The organism is Candidatus Desulfolinea nitratireducens (assembly GCF_982879505.1).
Map to the genome: position 1 here is coordinate 1 of NZ_CEYOSI010000063.1, position 16,833 is coordinate 16,833.

At 48.6% G+C, this 16,833-nt stretch carries 16 protein-coding genes; 2 read left to right on the top strand and 14 right to left on the bottom strand.

The window, feature by feature from the left end; genetic code table 11:
- Together AC3DOM_RS07435 and AC3DOM_RS07440 are read right to left on the bottom strand one after the other, a co-directional pair.
- Nucleotides 1-1,104 (bottom strand): SPFH domain-containing protein (locus AC3DOM_RS07435; RefSeq protein ID WP_487918403.1); only part of this gene is annotated, 1,104 nt, incomplete at its 3' end.
- A gap of 2 nt (nt 1,105-1,106) precedes the next feature.
- A complete protein-coding gene (locus AC3DOM_RS07440) occupies nt 1,107-2,726 on the bottom strand; it encodes a hypothetical protein (RefSeq protein ID WP_487918404.1) in 1,620 nt (539 codons plus the stop codon).
- 85 nt (nt 2,727-2,811) lie between these two features.
- Between AC3DOM_RS07440 and AC3DOM_RS07445 the strand changes: the two genes are divergently transcribed.
- Both AC3DOM_RS07445 and AC3DOM_RS07450 read left to right on the top strand, forming a co-directional pair.
- Nucleotides 2,812-3,495 carry a PHP domain-containing protein gene (locus AC3DOM_RS07445; RefSeq protein WP_487918405.1) on the top strand — a complete coding sequence of 228 codons (684 nt, stop codon included), beginning with the start codon at nt 2,812-2,814 and terminating at the stop codon, nt 3,493-3,495.
- Nucleotides 3,492-6,053 carry a HoxN/HupN/NixA family nickel/cobalt transporter gene (locus AC3DOM_RS07450; protein ID WP_487918406.1) on the top strand — a complete coding sequence of 854 codons (2,562 nt, stop codon included), beginning with the start codon at nt 3,492-3,494 and terminating at the stop codon, nt 6,051-6,053. Before AC3DOM_RS07445 ends, AC3DOM_RS07450 begins: the two co-directional genes overlap by 4 nt.
- A gap of 207 nt (nt 6,054-6,260) precedes the next feature.
- Here the strand turns inward: AC3DOM_RS07450 and AC3DOM_RS07455 are convergent, their stop codons facing one another.
- The 12 genes from AC3DOM_RS07455 to AC3DOM_RS07510 all read right to left on the bottom strand — a co-directional run.
- Nucleotides 6,261-7,280, bottom strand: a complete 1,020-nt coding sequence (locus AC3DOM_RS07455; protein WP_487918407.1) for an electron transfer flavoprotein subunit alpha/FixB family protein — start codon at nt 7,278-7,280, stop codon at nt 6,261-6,263.
- Entirely contained in the window at nt 7,277-8,035 is a 759-nt protein-coding gene (locus AC3DOM_RS07460; protein WP_487918408.1) for an electron transfer flavoprotein subunit beta/FixA family protein, read from the bottom strand. Before AC3DOM_RS07460 ends, AC3DOM_RS07455 begins: the two co-directional genes overlap by 4 nt.
- A gap of 260 nt (nt 8,036-8,295) precedes the next feature.
- The gene (locus AC3DOM_RS07465; RefSeq protein ID WP_487918409.1) at nt 8,296-9,477 is read right to left on the bottom strand and encodes an acyl-CoA dehydrogenase; all 1,182 of its coding nucleotides are present in this window, start codon (nt 9,475-9,477) and stop codon (nt 8,296-8,298) included.
- A 150-nt stretch (nt 9,478-9,627) separates the two neighbouring features.
- Nucleotides 9,628-10,629, bottom strand: coding sequence for a hypothetical protein (locus AC3DOM_RS07470; RefSeq protein WP_487918410.1), 1,002 nt, complete (start codon nt 10,627-10,629; stop codon nt 9,628-9,630).
- Nucleotides 10,630-10,676: 47 nt separating this feature from the next.
- Nucleotides 10,677-11,240, bottom strand: coding sequence for a class I SAM-dependent methyltransferase (locus tag AC3DOM_RS07475; protein WP_487918411.1), 564 nt, complete (start codon nt 11,238-11,240; stop codon nt 10,677-10,679).
- 8 nt (nt 11,241-11,248) lie between these two features.
- Nucleotides 11,249-12,346 (bottom strand): endolytic transglycosylase MltG, encoded by a 1,098-nt coding sequence (mltG, locus tag AC3DOM_RS07480; RefSeq protein WP_487918412.1) that lies wholly within the window; start codon nt 12,344-12,346, stop codon nt 11,249-11,251.
- Between the two features lie 8 nt (nt 12,347-12,354).
- On the bottom strand, nt 12,355-12,768 hold the full coding sequence (ruvX, locus tag AC3DOM_RS07485; protein ID WP_487918413.1) for a Holliday junction resolvase RuvX: 414 nt from the start codon (nt 12,766-12,768) through the stop codon (nt 12,355-12,357).
- Between the two features lie 6 nt (nt 12,769-12,774).
- Entirely contained in the window at nt 12,775-14,265 is a 1,491-nt protein-coding gene (locus AC3DOM_RS07490; RefSeq protein WP_487918414.1) for a baseplate J/gp47 family protein, read from the bottom strand.
- Nucleotides 14,266-14,405: 140 nt separating this feature from the next.
- Complete coding sequence (locus AC3DOM_RS07495; RefSeq protein ID WP_487918415.1) at nt 14,406-14,867, bottom strand: hypothetical protein; 462 nt, start codon at nt 14,865-14,867, stop codon at nt 14,406-14,408.
- Nucleotides 14,868-14,924: 57 nt separating this feature from the next.
- Nucleotides 14,925-15,413, bottom strand: coding sequence for a tRNA (N6-threonylcarbamoyladenosine(37)-N6)-methyltransferase TrmO (gene tsaA, locus AC3DOM_RS07500; protein ID WP_487918416.1), 489 nt, complete (start codon nt 15,411-15,413; stop codon nt 14,925-14,927).
- Nucleotides 15,413-16,309, bottom strand: coding sequence for a radical SAM protein (locus tag AC3DOM_RS07505; RefSeq protein WP_487918417.1), 897 nt, complete (start codon nt 16,307-16,309; stop codon nt 15,413-15,415). The genes tsaA and AC3DOM_RS07505 overlap by 1 nt, the downstream gene beginning before the upstream one ends.
- Nucleotides 16,310-16,319: 10 nt before the next feature.
- Nucleotides 16,320-16,833 (bottom strand): class I SAM-dependent methyltransferase (locus tag AC3DOM_RS07510; RefSeq protein WP_487918418.1); only part of this gene is annotated, 514 nt, incomplete at its 5' end.

Consider the following 16,833-nt stretch of genomic DNA (forward strand, 5'->3'; position numbering starts at 1 on the left):
TTGGGTTAGAAGAAGAATGGATGCCTCTGAAAAGCGATCAGGGTCTATTCCCTTAAAATCTTTATTGATTTCATCAAGATTTTCAATCAGGGAGTTTAATAGATCTTGTTGGGCAATCGTTCGGGCGCGTTGTTTTGCGCGAATCCCCTCAGCTTTGGTCTCCCCAACCCTTGCCATGTTGATAATTTCTCTTTTCGCTTCCCAGTATTTTTGTTGTTTATCAGAAATTTCCTGATCTACGGGAAGGAATTCTTTTATCTGCAAACTAAGAATCTGGGAGCCATCAATAAACAGGCTTTCATTGATGCTCACAAGGAGCTCATCAGATACCTGGAACGAGGATAGTTGAGGAGAATTCACGTCAAGCAGGAGAAGTTCATCAATAGAGTGTCCTGCAATATACGCCTTTATTTTGCCGACCGTAGTTCTCAGTGCGCTGCGTTCCCAGGATCTTTCAGAAGACATTTTTGTTTCATTGTTATATTCAACTGCAATGCTTTCAACAACCCGCTTTACAGCCTTGGCATCGTAAGGAAACCTGAGATTGGTTGCACCCTTACTTTCTTCAAGGATGACTGAGTTTTGCCTTGCCTCATCACTGGATGCAATCTGAAACTCAGCACGCACAATAAATTGGACCTCGATACCGTCTTTTGTCCAGGTTTTTATTCCTTTCCTGGTTACTACCTGTGGGCGTAAATCAATGGCTAATTTGATGGTTTCATTCCGTTCGAGAAAGGGCATTGGTAAACCAGGACCGACAACTCGAGAAAACTTACTTCCCTTTTCCAGATAAAGGGCAACACCATCGAAAATCATCAATTTTGCTGGTCCCCCAAGCCAGCGTGACCAGTGTTTCTCGGCCAAATCTCCCACCTTGCCTACTCTGATAATTGGAAGACGTGTTAACCCATCTAATAATTCCGGGAATATTCTCTGAAATAGTAGCGAAGAAACTTCATAATTCTCCGGTAATCCATAAAAAGTTCTGGTCAAATCTATACTGCGTTTGATCAAATATCTGATCCAAAAAAATGCTGCTATCACAGGAATCAAGGCAACTAAAAGATCAGATAATAATTCCAAAATGCGGGATCCAGTCATAGTTAGTCGCCTCGGCGTTTACGTAACAGGATTTCTCTCCACAAGGATGAGTTATCTTCATCCTCGGGATCATAGTTTTCCAGTAGTCGTTCAAGCGTAGAGATGAAATTTAGCGCAACTACTTGCTTTGGTAATTTGGGATCAAGTTCACGAGCCTTTTTTAAACTGCCCACGATGGATTGCATAAACGTATCACTGGTGGATGTTTGGGCCATGATTCGTGACATCTCGGCCTCTGTTTTACCATCTTGAATAACACTCTGTGTTTTTTGCTCCCAGGCACCCAACCAGGAGCGAATAAGTTGCTTGCGAATGGGATCTTCTGCTGGAATATTGAATCCAACCACACTTGTTTTTATGATTTTCACTCCCAAATCATGTAAACGTGGCGTAACCCGCTCGATGATTACTTTTTCTATTTCATCGAGGGCACTGGCTCCCCTGCGATCATCTCGCGGTGTCCACAGCTCATTAAGAGTACGTTCAGATAGCGCAAGACGGGCTTCCCTTTCTACACGTTGGACCACAATCTCATCCCAATAAATATTTGAGCCATTTTCTTCCGGTGCTGAAGACGTTTCCATGCTGGTTGCACTTAGTGCAGCGTGAACTCGGGCAGATGAATATGGGTAGCTGCTATCAAGATTTTGGTCAAGCTCAGTTCCTTTTTGAAGAATCGGAGCTTTTCGCCAGATTTCGTGTAGAAATTCCCGATCCCATTTTTTCCAATTTGAATCATCGATCTTGAAAGATGTGAATAATGCTGCACTAATTGAAATGCCATCCTGTGTAACGGCTTGTAGATCCGAAACAATTCTTACTTGTTTTCTCAAATCAATCACAGCAATAGGATGTTCGCCACGTCTGAGAAATAAAAGTCCTGGTCCGTCAACTTTGTTAAATTGAGCCCCAAAGGACAGCCCGACAACCTGATGGGAATGAGACCAGGCTATTCCAGGTTTGCTATATTTGTTTAATTTTCTGCTGGAAATTCGCTTGTCCATATCTCGACTTGTGCTATCTTTGGCCACCCAAAACGGATAATGCCCTCCCCAGATATACCAAAAAAATGCCCGGAATTTATTTTGTTTTGCCTTTTTACTTTCTTCGTTATTCTCCAATTCGAATGATGGGAAAATAACTTGTGCCAAGCTATAGAGCAGGAAATAAAAGACTGCAATAAGCGGCACTGAATATATTATGATGCCGAACCATTTTCCAAGCACCCAACCCAATAACAGTATTGATAAATGAAAAAATGCAATGAGTGTACTTTTAAATTTGCTGGACTTAAATGTTATGATAAAAACCAATGGAAGTACGACGGCGTAAATGAAAAGCCAGCGGATTAAATCAACGGTCATATAGGATGTGAATTCATATTGACTTGCTGCTATCCCCATGACTTCTGTAAAAAGAACAAACCCGACCAAGGAGACTAAGGGTATTCCGTACGAAATAATTTTTAGATACTTCCTGTTGGAAGCCTTTTTATCTCGGATAATTGGTATGGCTTTATAAGCCCAGTAGGCAGTGAGGATAAAGAGAGCTACAATCAGGGGAATTGGCTCACTCAAAATATTGTTTATAAGTGTTTGTAAAAGGATTTGATTCTCTGTCATAGCCTGGCCATCATCTCTTTTAAAAATCCCTCTTCCTCGTTAGTGCATGTTACTAACTCTGCAAGTATATAATTAGGGAATATGCTTGTCAAGCATATCTGAATTGACAATTATGATAAGTATAGAATTCCATTGTCACACCATTTATTCAAAAGATTCCCTCGTTGCACCAGCTCGACTCGTTGAGACTTGTATTCGCAAGGGGATCGATCGTATTGTTATCACGGATCATAATACCATTGCCGGGGCGGTGGAAGCGCAAAAGATGGCTCCAGGGTTGGTCATTGTCGGAGAAGAAATTATGACGACGAAGGGAGAGCTCCTGGCTGCGTACGTTACCGAGGAAATTCCGGCGGGGCTATCGCCACAGGACGCCATCCGGCGTTTGAAGGAGCAGGGAGCCTTTATCAGTGTTTCGCATCCTTTTGATTCCACCCGCCGTGGACATTGGCAGGAGGGCGATCTGCTGGAAATTCTGCCGTTCATCGATGCGATTGAAACCTTCAACGCGCGCTGTTTATTGCCAGACATGAATCATCAGGCAGATGAGTTTGCCGCCAGGCACGGTGTCGCCTCAACGGTGGGCTCAGACGCGCACTCGCTTTTCGAGTTGGGACGCGCTACTTTAACGCTCCCGCAATTTGAGGGTCCGGAAGAATTGCGGGCGGTTATCCGTCAGGGGGTGGCACAGACTCGCAGATCCGGAATTTTGGCGCGGGCGGCCTCGAGATATGCCGTCCTTCGTAAAATAACCTCACGCTCTTTATGAAAAAACTGATCAAGCCATTTTTATTTGCAGCATTTATTCTCTCTCTTTTAATGCCGCAAACCGCTCAGGCACATCCTGCCGATATGTATTTTCACACGATTGCGGTCAATCTTTCAGCAAAGGATATGCAGATTTTGTGGAGCTTTATGCCCGGGCCAATTGTGACTCATGTGATTTGGCAGGAGGCGGATGGTAATGGGGATGATTCGATTTCGGTGGAGGAGGCGGAAAGTTGGATTGCTCCGCTCTTGAAGGGTTTTTCTGTAAAACTCGACGATATCTCTCTGAGTTTTGAGCTTGCTTCCGTTTCATGGCCTGATGAGCTGGATTTGCTCCGAGCCGGTGAAGAGCAGATCCTGATCGAGCTGCACACCGATTGGCCCGCCGGCATAGATCATTCTGGTGGACAAGAGCTGATTTTGCTGAATGAATTTAATAGCCAAAACAGCCTGAACTGGTACACGATCAATACCGAAGAGGGGATCAGTTTTGCTGCACCCGAGCAGGATAATGGTTTTTTGAAGGTAACTTTCGGGGAGAATATCAACGATGGTGAGAGTTTCTGGGAGAGCGGCCAGCCCTCCATTCCACCTGTGGTGGAGGCTCTGGGACTGGGTGCGGCGGCTGAAGAAGCTGCCAGGCAGGCCGAGAATCAACAGGGATTTCTGGCAATTCTCGAAGGCTTTTTGCGTACACCGGATATTTCTCCGCTTCTATTTATGGCAGCCTATGTAATTGCCTTGCTTCTTGGGGCCCTGCATGCGCTCAGTCCCGGGCACGGAAAGACGATTGTCGCTGCATATCTGGTTGGTTCGCAAGGGAAGGCATATCACGCCATAGTTTTAGGGCTATTGGTCACGCTGGTGCATACAGGTTCTGTCTTTGCCCTGGGTTTGGCGACTCTCTCCCTTTCGCAATATTTTATGCCGGCGCAAATTTTCCCGACACTGGAGCTGATCTCCGGGGTGTTGATTCTTGTTTTGGGGATTGCGCTCCTTGTCCCAAGATTGCGGGATTTTTACATAGAGCGTAAAAGTAGAAATCAAAATCCCTCCCCAAAGCGGATCGAAAAATCTGAGAACCGAGTTCGCCTCGTGCTGGATGAAAATATCAGCGAACCGGGGCCAGCTCACAGCCATGATCCTTCGCAATTTGGTGCCATTCCTGTGCCTCGAGGAGTAGCCGCCGTGGCAGCAAATCCGCTCTCCGGGATAAGTTGGCGTTCACTGATCGCCCTGGGAATCAGTGGCGGTCTGGTTCCCTGCCCGGATGCAATTGCCATCCTGTTGATCGCGGTGACGATTAACCGGATCGCTTTTGGGCTAGGGCTGATCGTTTCATTCAGTTTAGGGCTGGCGGTTGTATTGATCCTGATCGGGATCGTCATGGTGCGAGGCAAAGAAATATTTTCCCGCCTTCAATGGTTTAGCCGTGTTTCATATATTGTTCCCGTCATCAGTGCATTGGTTGTGTTGGGGCTTGGAGCAGCCCTGAGTGTCAGTGCGATCAATAAATTCCCACCTGGTATTTTATACCTTGGAAGCTCCAGTGATTTTGATCTTGAGAAAGCTGAGGTTATATATCTCGCGATTGATGAGGCATATCATAAACAGCTTTTCCTTATCCCGGCTTCAGGGGGTGAAGCACGGCAAATTACTGATGGTAAAAATGGAGTCTGGAGCTACAGCGTTTCACCTGATGGACGAAGTCTGATCTATTCCACCCCCGATGGTAAGAAAGGCTCTGAACTCTGGTTTTGGAATGCGGATATATCGGAGCCGGAACACATCCTGAGCTGTGCTGAAGAATCCTGTTCGGATATTCTTTGGTCACCGAATCAGGAGCAGATTCTTTATAGCCGTCTCGAGTTTGGGGATGAGCAAGCTTATTTGGGAATCCCCTCCATGTGGTGGCTGGATCTCAATACAAAAGAGCCTCAGCCTGTTTTTCAGGATGCCCAAATGCCTGCTTATAATCCGCGCTGGTCTTTTGATGGAAACTGGTTGAGTTATACCTCTGCCAATCCCCTGGAAATCCAAATTTATAACCTTGATACCGGAGAACGCCAAACCCTCCCAACCGAGATCGGCTCGGCGGCAGCCTGGTCACCCAACGCTATGCGATTTTTGCTGGCCGATCTCCAATTTGTCGGTGATATTTATCTCAGCAAGATTTCATTATTTGATTTGCAGGATCGCAGCCTTCAGGCTTTGCCCTCTGAGGAGTATTTTGATGATACTAATCCCACCTGGTCAAAAGATGGAGAATGGATCTCGTTTTCCCGCGGAGAGTGGACTCTTTCCCGACCTCCCAGCGGAGACCAACTTTGGGTCAGTCGTCCGGATGGGAGTGAAGCCCGGCCCCTGACCAGCGACACCGAAACCACGCATGGACCTGTGGCTTGGTCAGCGGATGGACGCTATCTCCTGTACCGGGCGTATGCTGTTGCCAGCACCCAGGCCCCTTCGCAAATTCGAATCTTTGATCTGGAGACCAACGAGGTGATTCAGGTTGCCGCTCCGGGGGAAAATCCGAGTTGGTTTATCTCGAAGCGATAATTTAATTATTGTATAACCACGATCCAAAGGATTTATTTAGAACCTGTCCTAAAATTCTTTTGTAGTAACGGCTTCAGCCGTAAAGGGTGACTAAAGCCGCCACTACGGGATAATTTTGGGATGGATATTAAATCAAAAAACTGCATCAGTAATAAAAAATCACCCTTGATTGATTTCCAAGGGTGATTTTTGGTCAGGAAGTTAATCTTACTTACCGAGTTTTGCTTTCATCGCAACGGTCAGCGCGGGAACGATCTCGTGGAGATCACCAACCACGCCATAGCGCGCCATTTTGAAGATGGGAGCATCGGGATCTTTGTTGATCGCTACGATGACCTTGGAGTTGCGCATACCGGCCAGGTGCTGGATGGCACCAGAAATGCCATTGGCGATATAGAGGTCGGGGCTGACGACCTTACCGGTTTGTCCAACCTGGTTGGCATAGGGGATATAATTCGCATCCACGGCTGCGCGGGAGGCGCCAACAGCGGCATTGAGGACACCCGCCAAATCTGTGATCAGCGCAAAGCCCTGCTGGGCTCGCCAGACTTCTGCTTCGTCGTCGCTCATCCCATCTGGGGGAGTCAGATTGGGGTTATTGGAGACACCACGTCCACCAGAGACGATCACGCCCGCATCTGCCAGGCTGACTCCGCCAGTGGATTCGCCATAACCTTCGACAGTTGTCGGTGCATCACCTACGTTGACGTCAACTTTGGTCAGAGTTCCCGAGCGTCCGGGTTCGGCTTCAGGCTTGGCGAATATGCGGCCACGTACCGTGATGATCTGTGGGCTGGCATTGCATACTGTTTTCTGGAGCAATTTGCCTGCGTAGATCGGACGCGTGGCAACGACTTTATCTCCGTCGAGTTCCATTGCAATCACGTCTACGAGGACGCCGGTATTCAGATCAATGGCGACCATGCCAGCCAGCTCACGTCCCCGGGATGTAGTGGGGAAGAGAAGCAAGCCGGGGGCTGCGTCTGTAACGAGCGGGGAAAGGGCGTTTGCGTACGCTTCGACGCGAAAATCTTCGAGAGCAGAATTATCTGCCAGCACGACTTCATCCGCACCATATTCAAATGCGGCCTTGGCTAGCGCGTCTACGCCCGTGCCGAGGATAACAGCCGTGACGTCGCTACCCAGAGATTTTGCCGCGCCAATAGTCTCCCAGGATGCAGGAACGGCCTCCCCTTTAAAGTGGTCAATATATACCCAGGTTTTCATAGGATTTTCTCCGCCATGATTTTGTCGGCCAGTTTTTCGGCGATCTCGGTGGGGCTGCCGCCTTCGATGATCTCGACGCTGACGTCTTTAGCCGGCGGGTTATTGAGCTCGGGCCATTCGACAACCGAAGCAGGGGCTTCTATGCCAAGATCTGTCAGTCCCCAAAGGGGGATTTCGGCTTTTGAAGCTTTGCGAATTCCCATAAAGGAGGGGTAGCGTGGCTCGCCATAATCCTTGACAATGCTGAAGACAGCGGGCAGGTTTGCGCTGACGGTCTGGCGACCTTCTTCCACTGATCGCTCAACTTTTACAGAATCACCATCCACTGCGATGGACGCGGTGAAGGTGAGTGCAGGCCATCCCAGCACGCGTGCAGTCTGCGCAGGGGTAATTCCGGCATCACCATCAATGGCCTGGCGGCCAAAGAAGGCCATTTTTACATCGCCGATCTTTTCAATGGCGGCGGCGAGAGCTTTGGCAGCTCCCTGCGTATCGACATTGGCGAGGGCGGGGTCAGAAACCAGAATTGCTTCCTGGCAACCCATCGCAAGGGCGTGTTTGAGGGCTTCTTTGGCGTTTTCATCGCCCATGCTGACGACGGTTACGTCCCCGCCCATATTGAGTGCCGCTTCAACAGCGTACTCATCCCATGGGTTGATGACCAGTGGTGCATCGCCCCAGGAGGCTACTCCGTTCTCCGCGACGAGATTTGCCGCGGAGTCTGGCACTTGTTTGACACAGACTACGATTTTCAAGATGTCTCTCCTTATGTTTTAATGCTTGAAGATTGGGAAGTTGTTCATGGAATCTCAGACCATCTTTTCAATCATGGTTGATTTATCAGTTGGTGAGAAATTCATGTTTTTCCAGAAAAATATATGATTTGTGAAACTTTGCATGATTATATCCCAAAAAATAAAAGCGACCGGTAATTGAGGTGGAAAAGGAGGCTAAATGCAATTGAGCCAGGGATTGATAACCTCTGTGCAGTTTTGCGTATTTTTTATAGGTTGCCTTATAAGAAAGCCTGAATACCCGTCTGTGCTTTGCCAAGTATCAGCGCATGGATATCATTCGTGCCTTCATAGGTGTTAACCGATTCAAGGTTCATCAGATGACGGATAATATGATACTCATCTGAGACACCATTGGCACCATGCATATCACGCGCATGGCGGGCAATTTCAAGGGCCTTGCCACATGAATTGCGTTTGACCAGCGAGATCATCTCAGGGGTGAATTTTCCCTCATCCATCAAACGTCCCACGCGTAAGACACTTTGCAAGCCCAGTGTGATTTCTGTCATCATATTTGCCAGTTTGAGCTGGATCAGTTGGTTGGCTGCAAGCGGACGTCCAAACTGCGGACGGTCCAAAGTGTATTGTCGTGCCGCATGCCAGCAAAATTCAGCTGCGCCTAAAGCGCCCCACGAAATGCCATAACGGGCCCTGTTTAAACAACCAAACGGACCTTTCAGACCAACCACATTTTGGAAAAAATTCTCGTCAGGGACAAAGACTTCATCCATCACGATCTCCCCAGTGACACTGGCGCGCAGGCTGAACTTCCCTTCGATCTTCGGAGCGCTTAATCCCTTCATCCCTTTCTCAAGAATGAAGCCGTGAATCTCTCCGTCTGTGCTGGCTTTTGCCCAAACAACGAAGACATCCGCAATAGAAGAATTTGTGATCCAGGTTTTGCTGCCATGCAGGATCCAACCGCCATCCACTTTTTTTGCGCGGGTTTCCATGCTGCCAGGGTCACTGCCGTGATTGGGTTCGGTCAGGCCGAAACAGCCGACCCACTCTCCACTGGCCAGTTTTGGCAGATATTTACGACGCTGTTCCTCGGTCCCATAGGTGTAAATGGGGTGCATCACCAATGAGCTTTGGACGCTCATGGCGCTGCGATAGCCGCTATCCACGCGCTCCACTTCGCGGGCAATCAGACCATAAACGACATAACTCAAGCCCGACCCACCATATTCTTCAGGAATTGTGGAACCGAGGAGACCCATACCACCCATTTCGGTCATGATCTCTCGATCAAAGGTCTCGTTGCGGTTTGCCTCGATAATGCCCGGCATCAATTTATCCTGACAAAATCTCCGTGCAGTATCACGGATCATCCGTTCTTCATCATCCAGCTGCTCGTTGAGCAAAAAGGGATCGTCCCATTTAAAAGTTTGCTTTGCCATAATCACCTCTGATTTTTTTAATTATGATTTACGCATTCTGTAACCTTTGTCCCAATGCTCTGCGTTGGGGTATTGGAGACAAGCCGTAACGCAGAGCATTACTGTAAGGGAAAAGGTGTTTTGCGTCAGTCATTTATTCATTATATCAAGCTACGAGAAAACTCGTTTTATTGCGGGTGTGATATCTGTCAAGTCTTTTATGCCACCTGAGTTATTCCCCACAAACCTCTCTCTGAGACCCTTTGTTCCGATCAGCAAGCCCGGCACGGGTGCACCCGTGTGCCGTCGCGTGGAGATGTCTTCCATATTCCCATGATCGGAGGTCAGCAGAACCAGCAGGTCATCTGGCATGGTATCCAGCAGGCCAGCTAAGATCCCGTCGAGATCTTCGAGTTGTTTTACAGCCCAATTCATGTCCTGCCGGTGGCCGGCATAGTCGCTGGCCCAATATTCAAAAAACGAGAAATCGTATCGGGTTGCCAGCTCAATCAGTTTCGCGCCTGCGGCCTCCGGAGAAAGGACAGGCGCATTTTCATCCTTGAGCATCCGGCGCCAGCCTTCACCGGTAATATCGGCTGAGAGGGCTCGTCCAGCATAAAAATCTTCTGCGGTAAAGAGGGGCAGCCCCGCCTCCGTTACAGCGAGGGGAATCGCAGAGTATAGTCGTTTCCCGGAGTTGATCCCTTTAAAATAACCTTCAGGGTATGCGCTGAGCAATGCAGCCGTCTTATTATTTGCGCGTAACCATGAAAATATAGTGCCATTCCAGTGTTTACGTATTTCCTTTGTGTTTCTCGTGTGCCCGTCAGGGTATTGTGCTCTTTGTGGTGAACTATCCCCATTGAGTAAATATTGCCTTACGGCAGCATTTGGCTTTGGCCCGTAGTGATATCCGATCTCTGCGGGAATATTGATGCCGGTCAGCAGCGTTGCCTGCCCAGTCGCGGATTGGGGAAGGCCATCCACACCGAGAGATGCATCCAATGAGAGCAGCGATGCTTGCTCGCCATGATGGGGCGCAGAGGATGCAACCATTGATTGACCGCCAAGCAGAGCGTACAATGTTGGCATTTTTGCCCGAGCAAAAGGATTTGTTTCAGGATCATCAGCACCAAGGCCGATGCCGTCTAAGAAGATGAAAAGAAATTTCATAATAATAATGTTGAGGCGGATTTTAGACCCGCCTTTACCTGTAAAAATTATTCTGATTTTTGAAATAAAGCCCAGACTGCATCACGACCGATCTTGTCGAGACTATCTGTTCGTGAGATCAGAGTGAATCGGGCAGAGGCAATTTCAAATTCAGCTGCTGACAGACCGTGTTTTTGGTCTCCAAACTCTGACGAAAGCATGTGGGCATAGAGTAGCCAGAATCCACCTGGAGCCAGAATTTGATCCAGCCGATGGAGATAATCTTCTTTTTTATATTCCAGATTATGAAAGCAGCCCATATCCAATGCAAGATCATACGGACCCGTCATTCCATGTAACCTGGTGACATCGCTAACGTGTAAATCGGCATCAATATTGGCATGTTTGGCTTTTCGGTGAGCAGTTTTGATGGCGCGCGCTGCAAAATCGACGCCGCTCACTTGCCATCCATGTTGAGCGAGAGTGATTACATTCGTCCCCGTACCACAGCCAAGGTCGATGGCGTGTCCAGGAGGATGTGTTTCGATGAATTCGAATAATTCAGGTGGCGAGATACCGCTATCCCAGGGAGCGTGGTGGAGGTACATCAAATTAAAAAGGAAGCGTTTCATAAAGATGATTACTCGCAGGCATTTGCCAGATGTTCTTCAAAGGTCTCGGCAAAGGCGTGTAATCCCGTCCCATCACAACGGGCGCGGAAGAAATAATAAGGCGTTTCGGCAGGAAAGGCGACCGCCTCCAGCGCTCCCAATGATGGATTGCAAATTGGTCCGGGTGGCAAACCGGGATATAGATAGGCATTATAAGGGGAATCGACTTCGAGATCGGCATAAGTGAGTCCGCTTTTCCACCAGCTCTGGCTGATCTCATCATAGCCGAGTGCATATTGCACCGTCGGATCGGACTCGAGTTTTTGGCCTGCTCTTAGTCGATTGAGAAATACCGAGGCGATCATCTCCTGCTCATCCGCGACGACAGCTTCTCTCTCGACAATGGAGGCCAGCTTCACTCCTTCATAAACCGTTAATCCCTGTTGCGTAAAACCCAATTTGATTTCGGGAGTAAGATGGCGCGCGAAATTCAGCGTTAACTCGGTGATGAGCTGATCGGCGGTCAGATTCCGTGACAGAAGGTATGAATCAGGGAAGAGAAATCCTTCGCTTGTTGGCGGATCCACGTCAAAGATGCCTAGTGGCGGGGTCCGCACGGCTGCGAGAAATTCCACTTCTGAAATGTGCAAGCCAGAGGTGGGGAGCGAAGCGGCAACTTCCTCCATCCGCCAACCGGGAAGGATGACAAAGAGAACCTGACTGGCGCGTGTGTCTTGCAGGGTTCCGGCGATACTTCTCATGGAAAGGGAAGGGCTGAGGCGATAATTGCCTGGCAGAAGGCCAGTATCCATCCCGGTATAGACGAGCAGGGTGATAAAGGCCTCAGTGTCAAGAATAAGACCTTGTTCTTGGAGGCGTATTGCGATTTCGTAGGGGGATTCTCCCAATGCAATATTGAAGTTTTGCTCTGTGCCATAAATGTCAGCAGGCAGGCTGATGGTTGTGTCATACCAGAGGATTTTTACTGCGTATTGCAGGTGTTGAATTCCCGCAATAGCCGGAGATGGGGGGCCATAAAGTCGTGCAGCAATCAGGGGGACGACGAAGATAGCAGCCAGGATAAGGAGGACGAAAAGGAGGGAGAGTAAAAAGAGGAAGCGACGCATGAGATTGATCAGTCGCGATGCGCGTCCAAATAGGATTGCAGAATAACCGTGGCGGCAATATCATCAAGATGGCCAGAGCGCTTTTTGCGCGAGACACCCATTTGTATGCGAGCCTGGCGGGCGTATTGGGTGCTGTAGGATTCGTCCCAGAGTTTTATTGGGAGATCGGTTTGCGTTCGTAAAGCCTTGGCGAAACGGGCAGAGCGGCGTCCTTCAAAATTTGGCTTCCCATTTTCATCAAGAGATTGCCCAATGACGATCAATTCGGCGTCTTTTTCTGTCGCGATTGTGGCGACTTGCGCAGCATCTATTTCACGCCTAATATGCTTGATGATGGTCAATGGATTGGCAATGGTGGCGGTCTCGTCACTTAAGGCGAGACCAATATTCTTCTGTCCTGGGTCAACGGCTAATATTCTCATAATTTGTTATTTTAAAATGACATCAATCCGAAATGGAGCGATAGGGAGCCAGGACCACCATGAGGGGGTTATGCTTATTTTCGGCACAGAGGCTAACTCAAGATTTTCTTCAAGACGTTGTCTGGCAATTTCCGGAGTGCGTCCCTGTACCCAGCCAGCGACTTTTATGGCAGAAATATTGGCGCTTAATTCCTGTTCAACGCGCATCTGCCAGGAGGTTGTACCCGGGAGATTATATTCGAATGCGCTTACAGGGTTGAATTGCAGCGATTCAGGGATCGGGGAATATCCCTGTGGGAGTGAGGCTGAAAGCGACGACTGTGCCAGTTGCGCCAGGTCTGTTTCCCTAGCGAATTCTACATGAAAGGAAACACGCATGGTCAATTCCAGGCGATCTCCCGGTTCCCCTTCAGATGGTTCATAATCTTCTGCAAGTATTTCTGCTTCGGTGAGACTTTCAGGAAATACCAGATCTTTTGCATCCATTTCTTTTTGGATTTCTTCATCAACATGGGCATAAAAATAAGCCATTACCAGATCACGCAGTTCTTCGCGATCACGCGTAGTAGGTGCACTTACAAAACTATCGCCGCCGCCGGTTGTTGCTTCGGGGTTGGTGGCTGCCAGCCAAAGACCGAGTTCCCCTTCAATGGCCTGAAGCATGTCAGGTTCAAGGTTGCCACGCTCGCCAAAAATCAGTGCCTTGACGGAAATTGCGATATTTTCGTCCACGCCACCAGCTATCTCTCCATCTTCCAATGTCGTAAAACGGATTTCTTCATCAGTGCTACTGCGAATGATCGTCCCGGCAGGAATCTTTACGGGGAGATCGGTGAGGTTACGAAAAATGACCGTACCACGCGCAACCTCGGCTGGTACCGCCATCTGTCCGCTTGCGGCGAGAGAACGCTGATTCGTTAAGTAGACAGTCAGTGTTTGGGCGGGAACGCTGCCTGAAAGGAAAACATCCTGAACCTGGGCGCTTGCCCGAACCGGGATGGTCACAGTTTGGAGGCGCCTTTCTGGCTCAATTGTGATCTCCGCCTTCGGAAAAAACGTAATAGCGAGTGTGAGAACCGCCAGCGCCGCAAGGGTGGAAAACCCCAATCGTACGATAGGATGCTTTCTCCAATTTGCTTCAGATCGATTAAATTCTGCACCTTTTTGGCGCAGGTTTTTCCGCTGTGAGGGTCGTTTATATTGCGAACGCTTTTGTGGTTGCCATGCTTCACGTTGGGCTGCCAGGTTGTTCGCAAAAACCGGGATACCTAATTCCGCAGCTGCACGAATTACCCGATTGGATTTTGTTACCAATCCCAATTCCGAACCAAGATTGATGGCATGACGTTGGAGCAATTTCAGGTCAAGGGTACTCAAATCCACCCTTCGTCGTCGCGGCCAAATTAATAGGACACGCGGTGTTTTGCTCCAATTCATTTTATCGCGAATTGAGATATGATCGTCATGTGGCTCGAGTTGGATGATCTGGGTTTTCATGCAATGGGATTATAACGGACGTTCTATTGAAATCAAAATCACAGCATCGCATTAATAACCACCCAGATGGTGCTGTAATTAATATGTGCAATTAAAAAGCGACTGCAAATATTGCAACCGCTTCAAAAATGGGTGCGATGCTATTTTGAAAATGCTTTTTCCTGCCAATAAACAACACTGCTGCTAAGGAGCGCGGTGGCAATACTGAGATCCAATGCAGCGACACTCAACAGGAAGGGAAAACTGCCATGAGCCATGCGGGACAGGGTCACGCCTGTTCCAATCATTAAGGTTAAAAACAAGAAGAATTTGGGGCGATAAAATTGCCACAGCCTGGGGTCTTCCAGCGCATCGATCCGGACAAGATTTTTCCTGCAGCTTTTGACGAAAAGATATTTGGACTTCAAACTGCCCAAAATAACTCCGAGCGCAATGGAGAAACCTATCCATGCCATTATTGAGTTAAGTGAATAAGCCTCGATAAGCAGCTCGCTGCCTTTACGGATGAGCATCACGCCACCTATTACCCAAACCAATACAGCCAGAATTTTCAGTGTGCGGTGAGTTGTCGTGAGAGTTTGTTTTTTCGCAAAAGTGATCATGCCTTCAGTTTAGTGGAGGCAGAGAGAAGGTGACAGATAAGTTTCTGTAGATTTGACTTAGAGTTCGCCGAGAAAACGACTGTCTGATTTCTTATTTTTAACTTTCCCCTTGGATTTATCCAGCCACCCAATTTGAACATCTTGAGCATTTTCGAACTCCGGGATATAGGGCTTGATGTCTATCAGCGGTGTTCCGTTGAGAATATCAATATCATCAACGTAGACCAGATTTCCCTTAATGCTGGTGAGTTTCACTAAAGACAATCCAATTGGATTTGGTCGGCGAGGTGCACGAGTCGCAAATATTCCGCGGGGCTCTTTGTCCAGGAAGGGCGTCACGGTTAGCTTGGCGGAGCCTCCCTGGTGAAAGTGATAGAGCAGGTATATATGCGAAAATCCCTCCAGGTCTTTCAATCCCTCTACAAACTCAGGCTGGATTTCTATCCTACCTGGGGCGCTGGAATCGCTTGTCGGTTGGATAGGCATCTCCTTCAGGCTGGTGAAGGGGCTGTAGATAATGCCGATAGGTTTGAAGATGATTTCCACTAAAGCTCACCATACATCTGGTCGGGGGTCAGAATTTCGCTGAATTGTGGGCGTAGTTCCCTGCGCGCCCAATCGCAAAGATGGCAGGCATCCGCGTAATTCTTTTCAGGAGACAACCCGTTTCGTACGGCCAATTCGGCCGGGCCGCCATTTAATAACGCTCCTGTGATTGGATGCGTCTCAGCGTTATACGACTCGCATATTTCGTTTATGGGTGTCTCGAATATATTTCCAAGTGAGATCCCCTGACAGATATGCATCTGCCCAAAGGGGTCGATGTGGACGCGTCCCGGTTCGCGCAGATCTTCATAGGGGCATGCTGTGAATGATTTCCACGGCTGTCCTTCAACACGATTTGCCAGTTTCGCTGCGGCGCGTCCCTGATATTTGATCCCTGAAAAACCCTCGGGTAATTGGCCAACGCCAGTTTCGACGGATCCATCGTCCGGTTGGGCAATGCTGATAAAGCTGAGCTCAATTCCTAATTCGAGTGCAGCGGATTCTGCGTTCTGTGCTTGTTGGCTGAGAACTTCGTTGTAATGAAAGAGGTCGCTGCTGACTGAGATGCTGCCAAGTGTCCCCTCAAATGGGCGCAGCCATTCGAGGGCATCTTCTTTGCTGGTTGCCCAATAGCCGTTGGAGACGATTCCGGTCTCGAAGCCAAGTTCAGCAGCGAGCTGAATACCTTTTAGCAAAATTGGATAATAAAGAAATGGTTCGCCGCCCTCGAAATAGATCGACTTGATCGAGGGATGATATTGTGCCTGTTTCAAAATCTCCCGGATTTGCGCCAGGGTCATTGTGCCACTTTGCCAGGGGCTGCCCCACAGGAAGCAATGATCGCACTCAAAATTACAGCGATAGGTCAATAGTAAATGTAAACCAGTCAACTTCATCGTAAGCTCCTCAGCTTTCTTTTCTTCGGACCCTTAGTATAGCAATTTTTGTCGAATGGTTGAAGGGGGCTGGGTCGACAGGTGGCACACCGACGCGCGTCTCTGCGTATCCGGTGAAATCCTCTGGTGCTGGAATCAAGCTTTCGATTTCCAGGTAGCCATCTTTACAGAGTTCCTCAAGTGTATGAAAAAAGTCGGTTCCTCGCTGAAAAAGAGCATTGTTGATCGCAACAAGGTGACCGCCGTCCACGATCAATGGACGCACCTTGTTGATCAGTCGCGCGCTGTTTTCGGCCAGGTCCACACGGCCTTTGCTGGTGGATGCAAAAAAAGGCGGGTCGAGAAAAACGCAGTCAAAGCGCTCATTCGCACGTTTTAGACGGTTGATGTGTGGCCAGAAGTCGCCAATTTGAAAATCCTTTTTGTTGATGGGAAAGCCATTTAAGGTATAGGAGGTTTTTGCCACCTTCAGGAATTTGCGACTCAAGTCGCTTTGCACAACCCGCTCCGCGCCTCCAGCTGCC

What these genes read in the sequence shown, in the direction of transcription:
- mltG (WP_487918412.1), bottom strand. Translation starts at nt 12,346, where the DNA reads ATGCGTCGCTTCCTCTTTTTACTCTCCCTCCTTTTCGTCCTCCTTATC.
- AC3DOM_RS07490 (WP_487918414.1), bottom strand. Translation starts at nt 14,265, where the DNA reads ATGAAAACCCAGATCATCCAACTCGAGCCACATGACGATCATATCTCA.
- AC3DOM_RS07505 (WP_487918417.1), bottom strand. Translation starts at nt 16,309, where the DNA reads ATGAAGTTGACTGGTTTACATTTACTATTGACCTATCGCTGTAATTTT.
- AC3DOM_RS07470 (WP_487918410.1), bottom strand. Translation starts at nt 10,629, where the DNA reads ATGAAATTTCTTTTCATCTTCTTAGACGGCATCGGCCTTGGTGCTGAT.
- AC3DOM_RS07440 (WP_487918404.1), bottom strand. Translation starts at nt 2,726, where the DNA reads ATGACAGAGAATCAAATCCTTTTACAAACACTTATAAACAATATTTTG.
- AC3DOM_RS07450 (WP_487918406.1), top strand. Translation starts at nt 3,492, where the DNA reads ATGAAAAAACTGATCAAGCCATTTTTATTTGCAGCATTTATTCTCTCT.
- AC3DOM_RS07455 (WP_487918407.1), bottom strand. Translation starts at nt 7,280, where the DNA reads ATGAAAACCTGGGTATATATTGACCACTTTAAAGGGGAGGCCGTTCCT.
- AC3DOM_RS07495 (WP_487918415.1), bottom strand. Translation starts at nt 14,867, where the DNA reads ATGATCACTTTTGCGAAAAAACAAACTCTCACGACAACTCACCGCACA.
- AC3DOM_RS07475 (WP_487918411.1), bottom strand. Translation starts at nt 11,240, where the DNA reads ATGAAACGCTTCCTTTTTAATTTGATGTACCTCCACCACGCTCCCTGG.
- AC3DOM_RS07465 (WP_487918409.1), bottom strand. Translation starts at nt 9,477, where the DNA reads ATGGCAAAGCAAACTTTTAAATGGGACGATCCCTTTTTGCTCAACGAG.
- ruvX (WP_487918413.1), bottom strand. Translation starts at nt 12,768, where the DNA reads ATGAGAATATTAGCCGTTGACCCAGGACAGAAGAATATTGGTCTCGCC.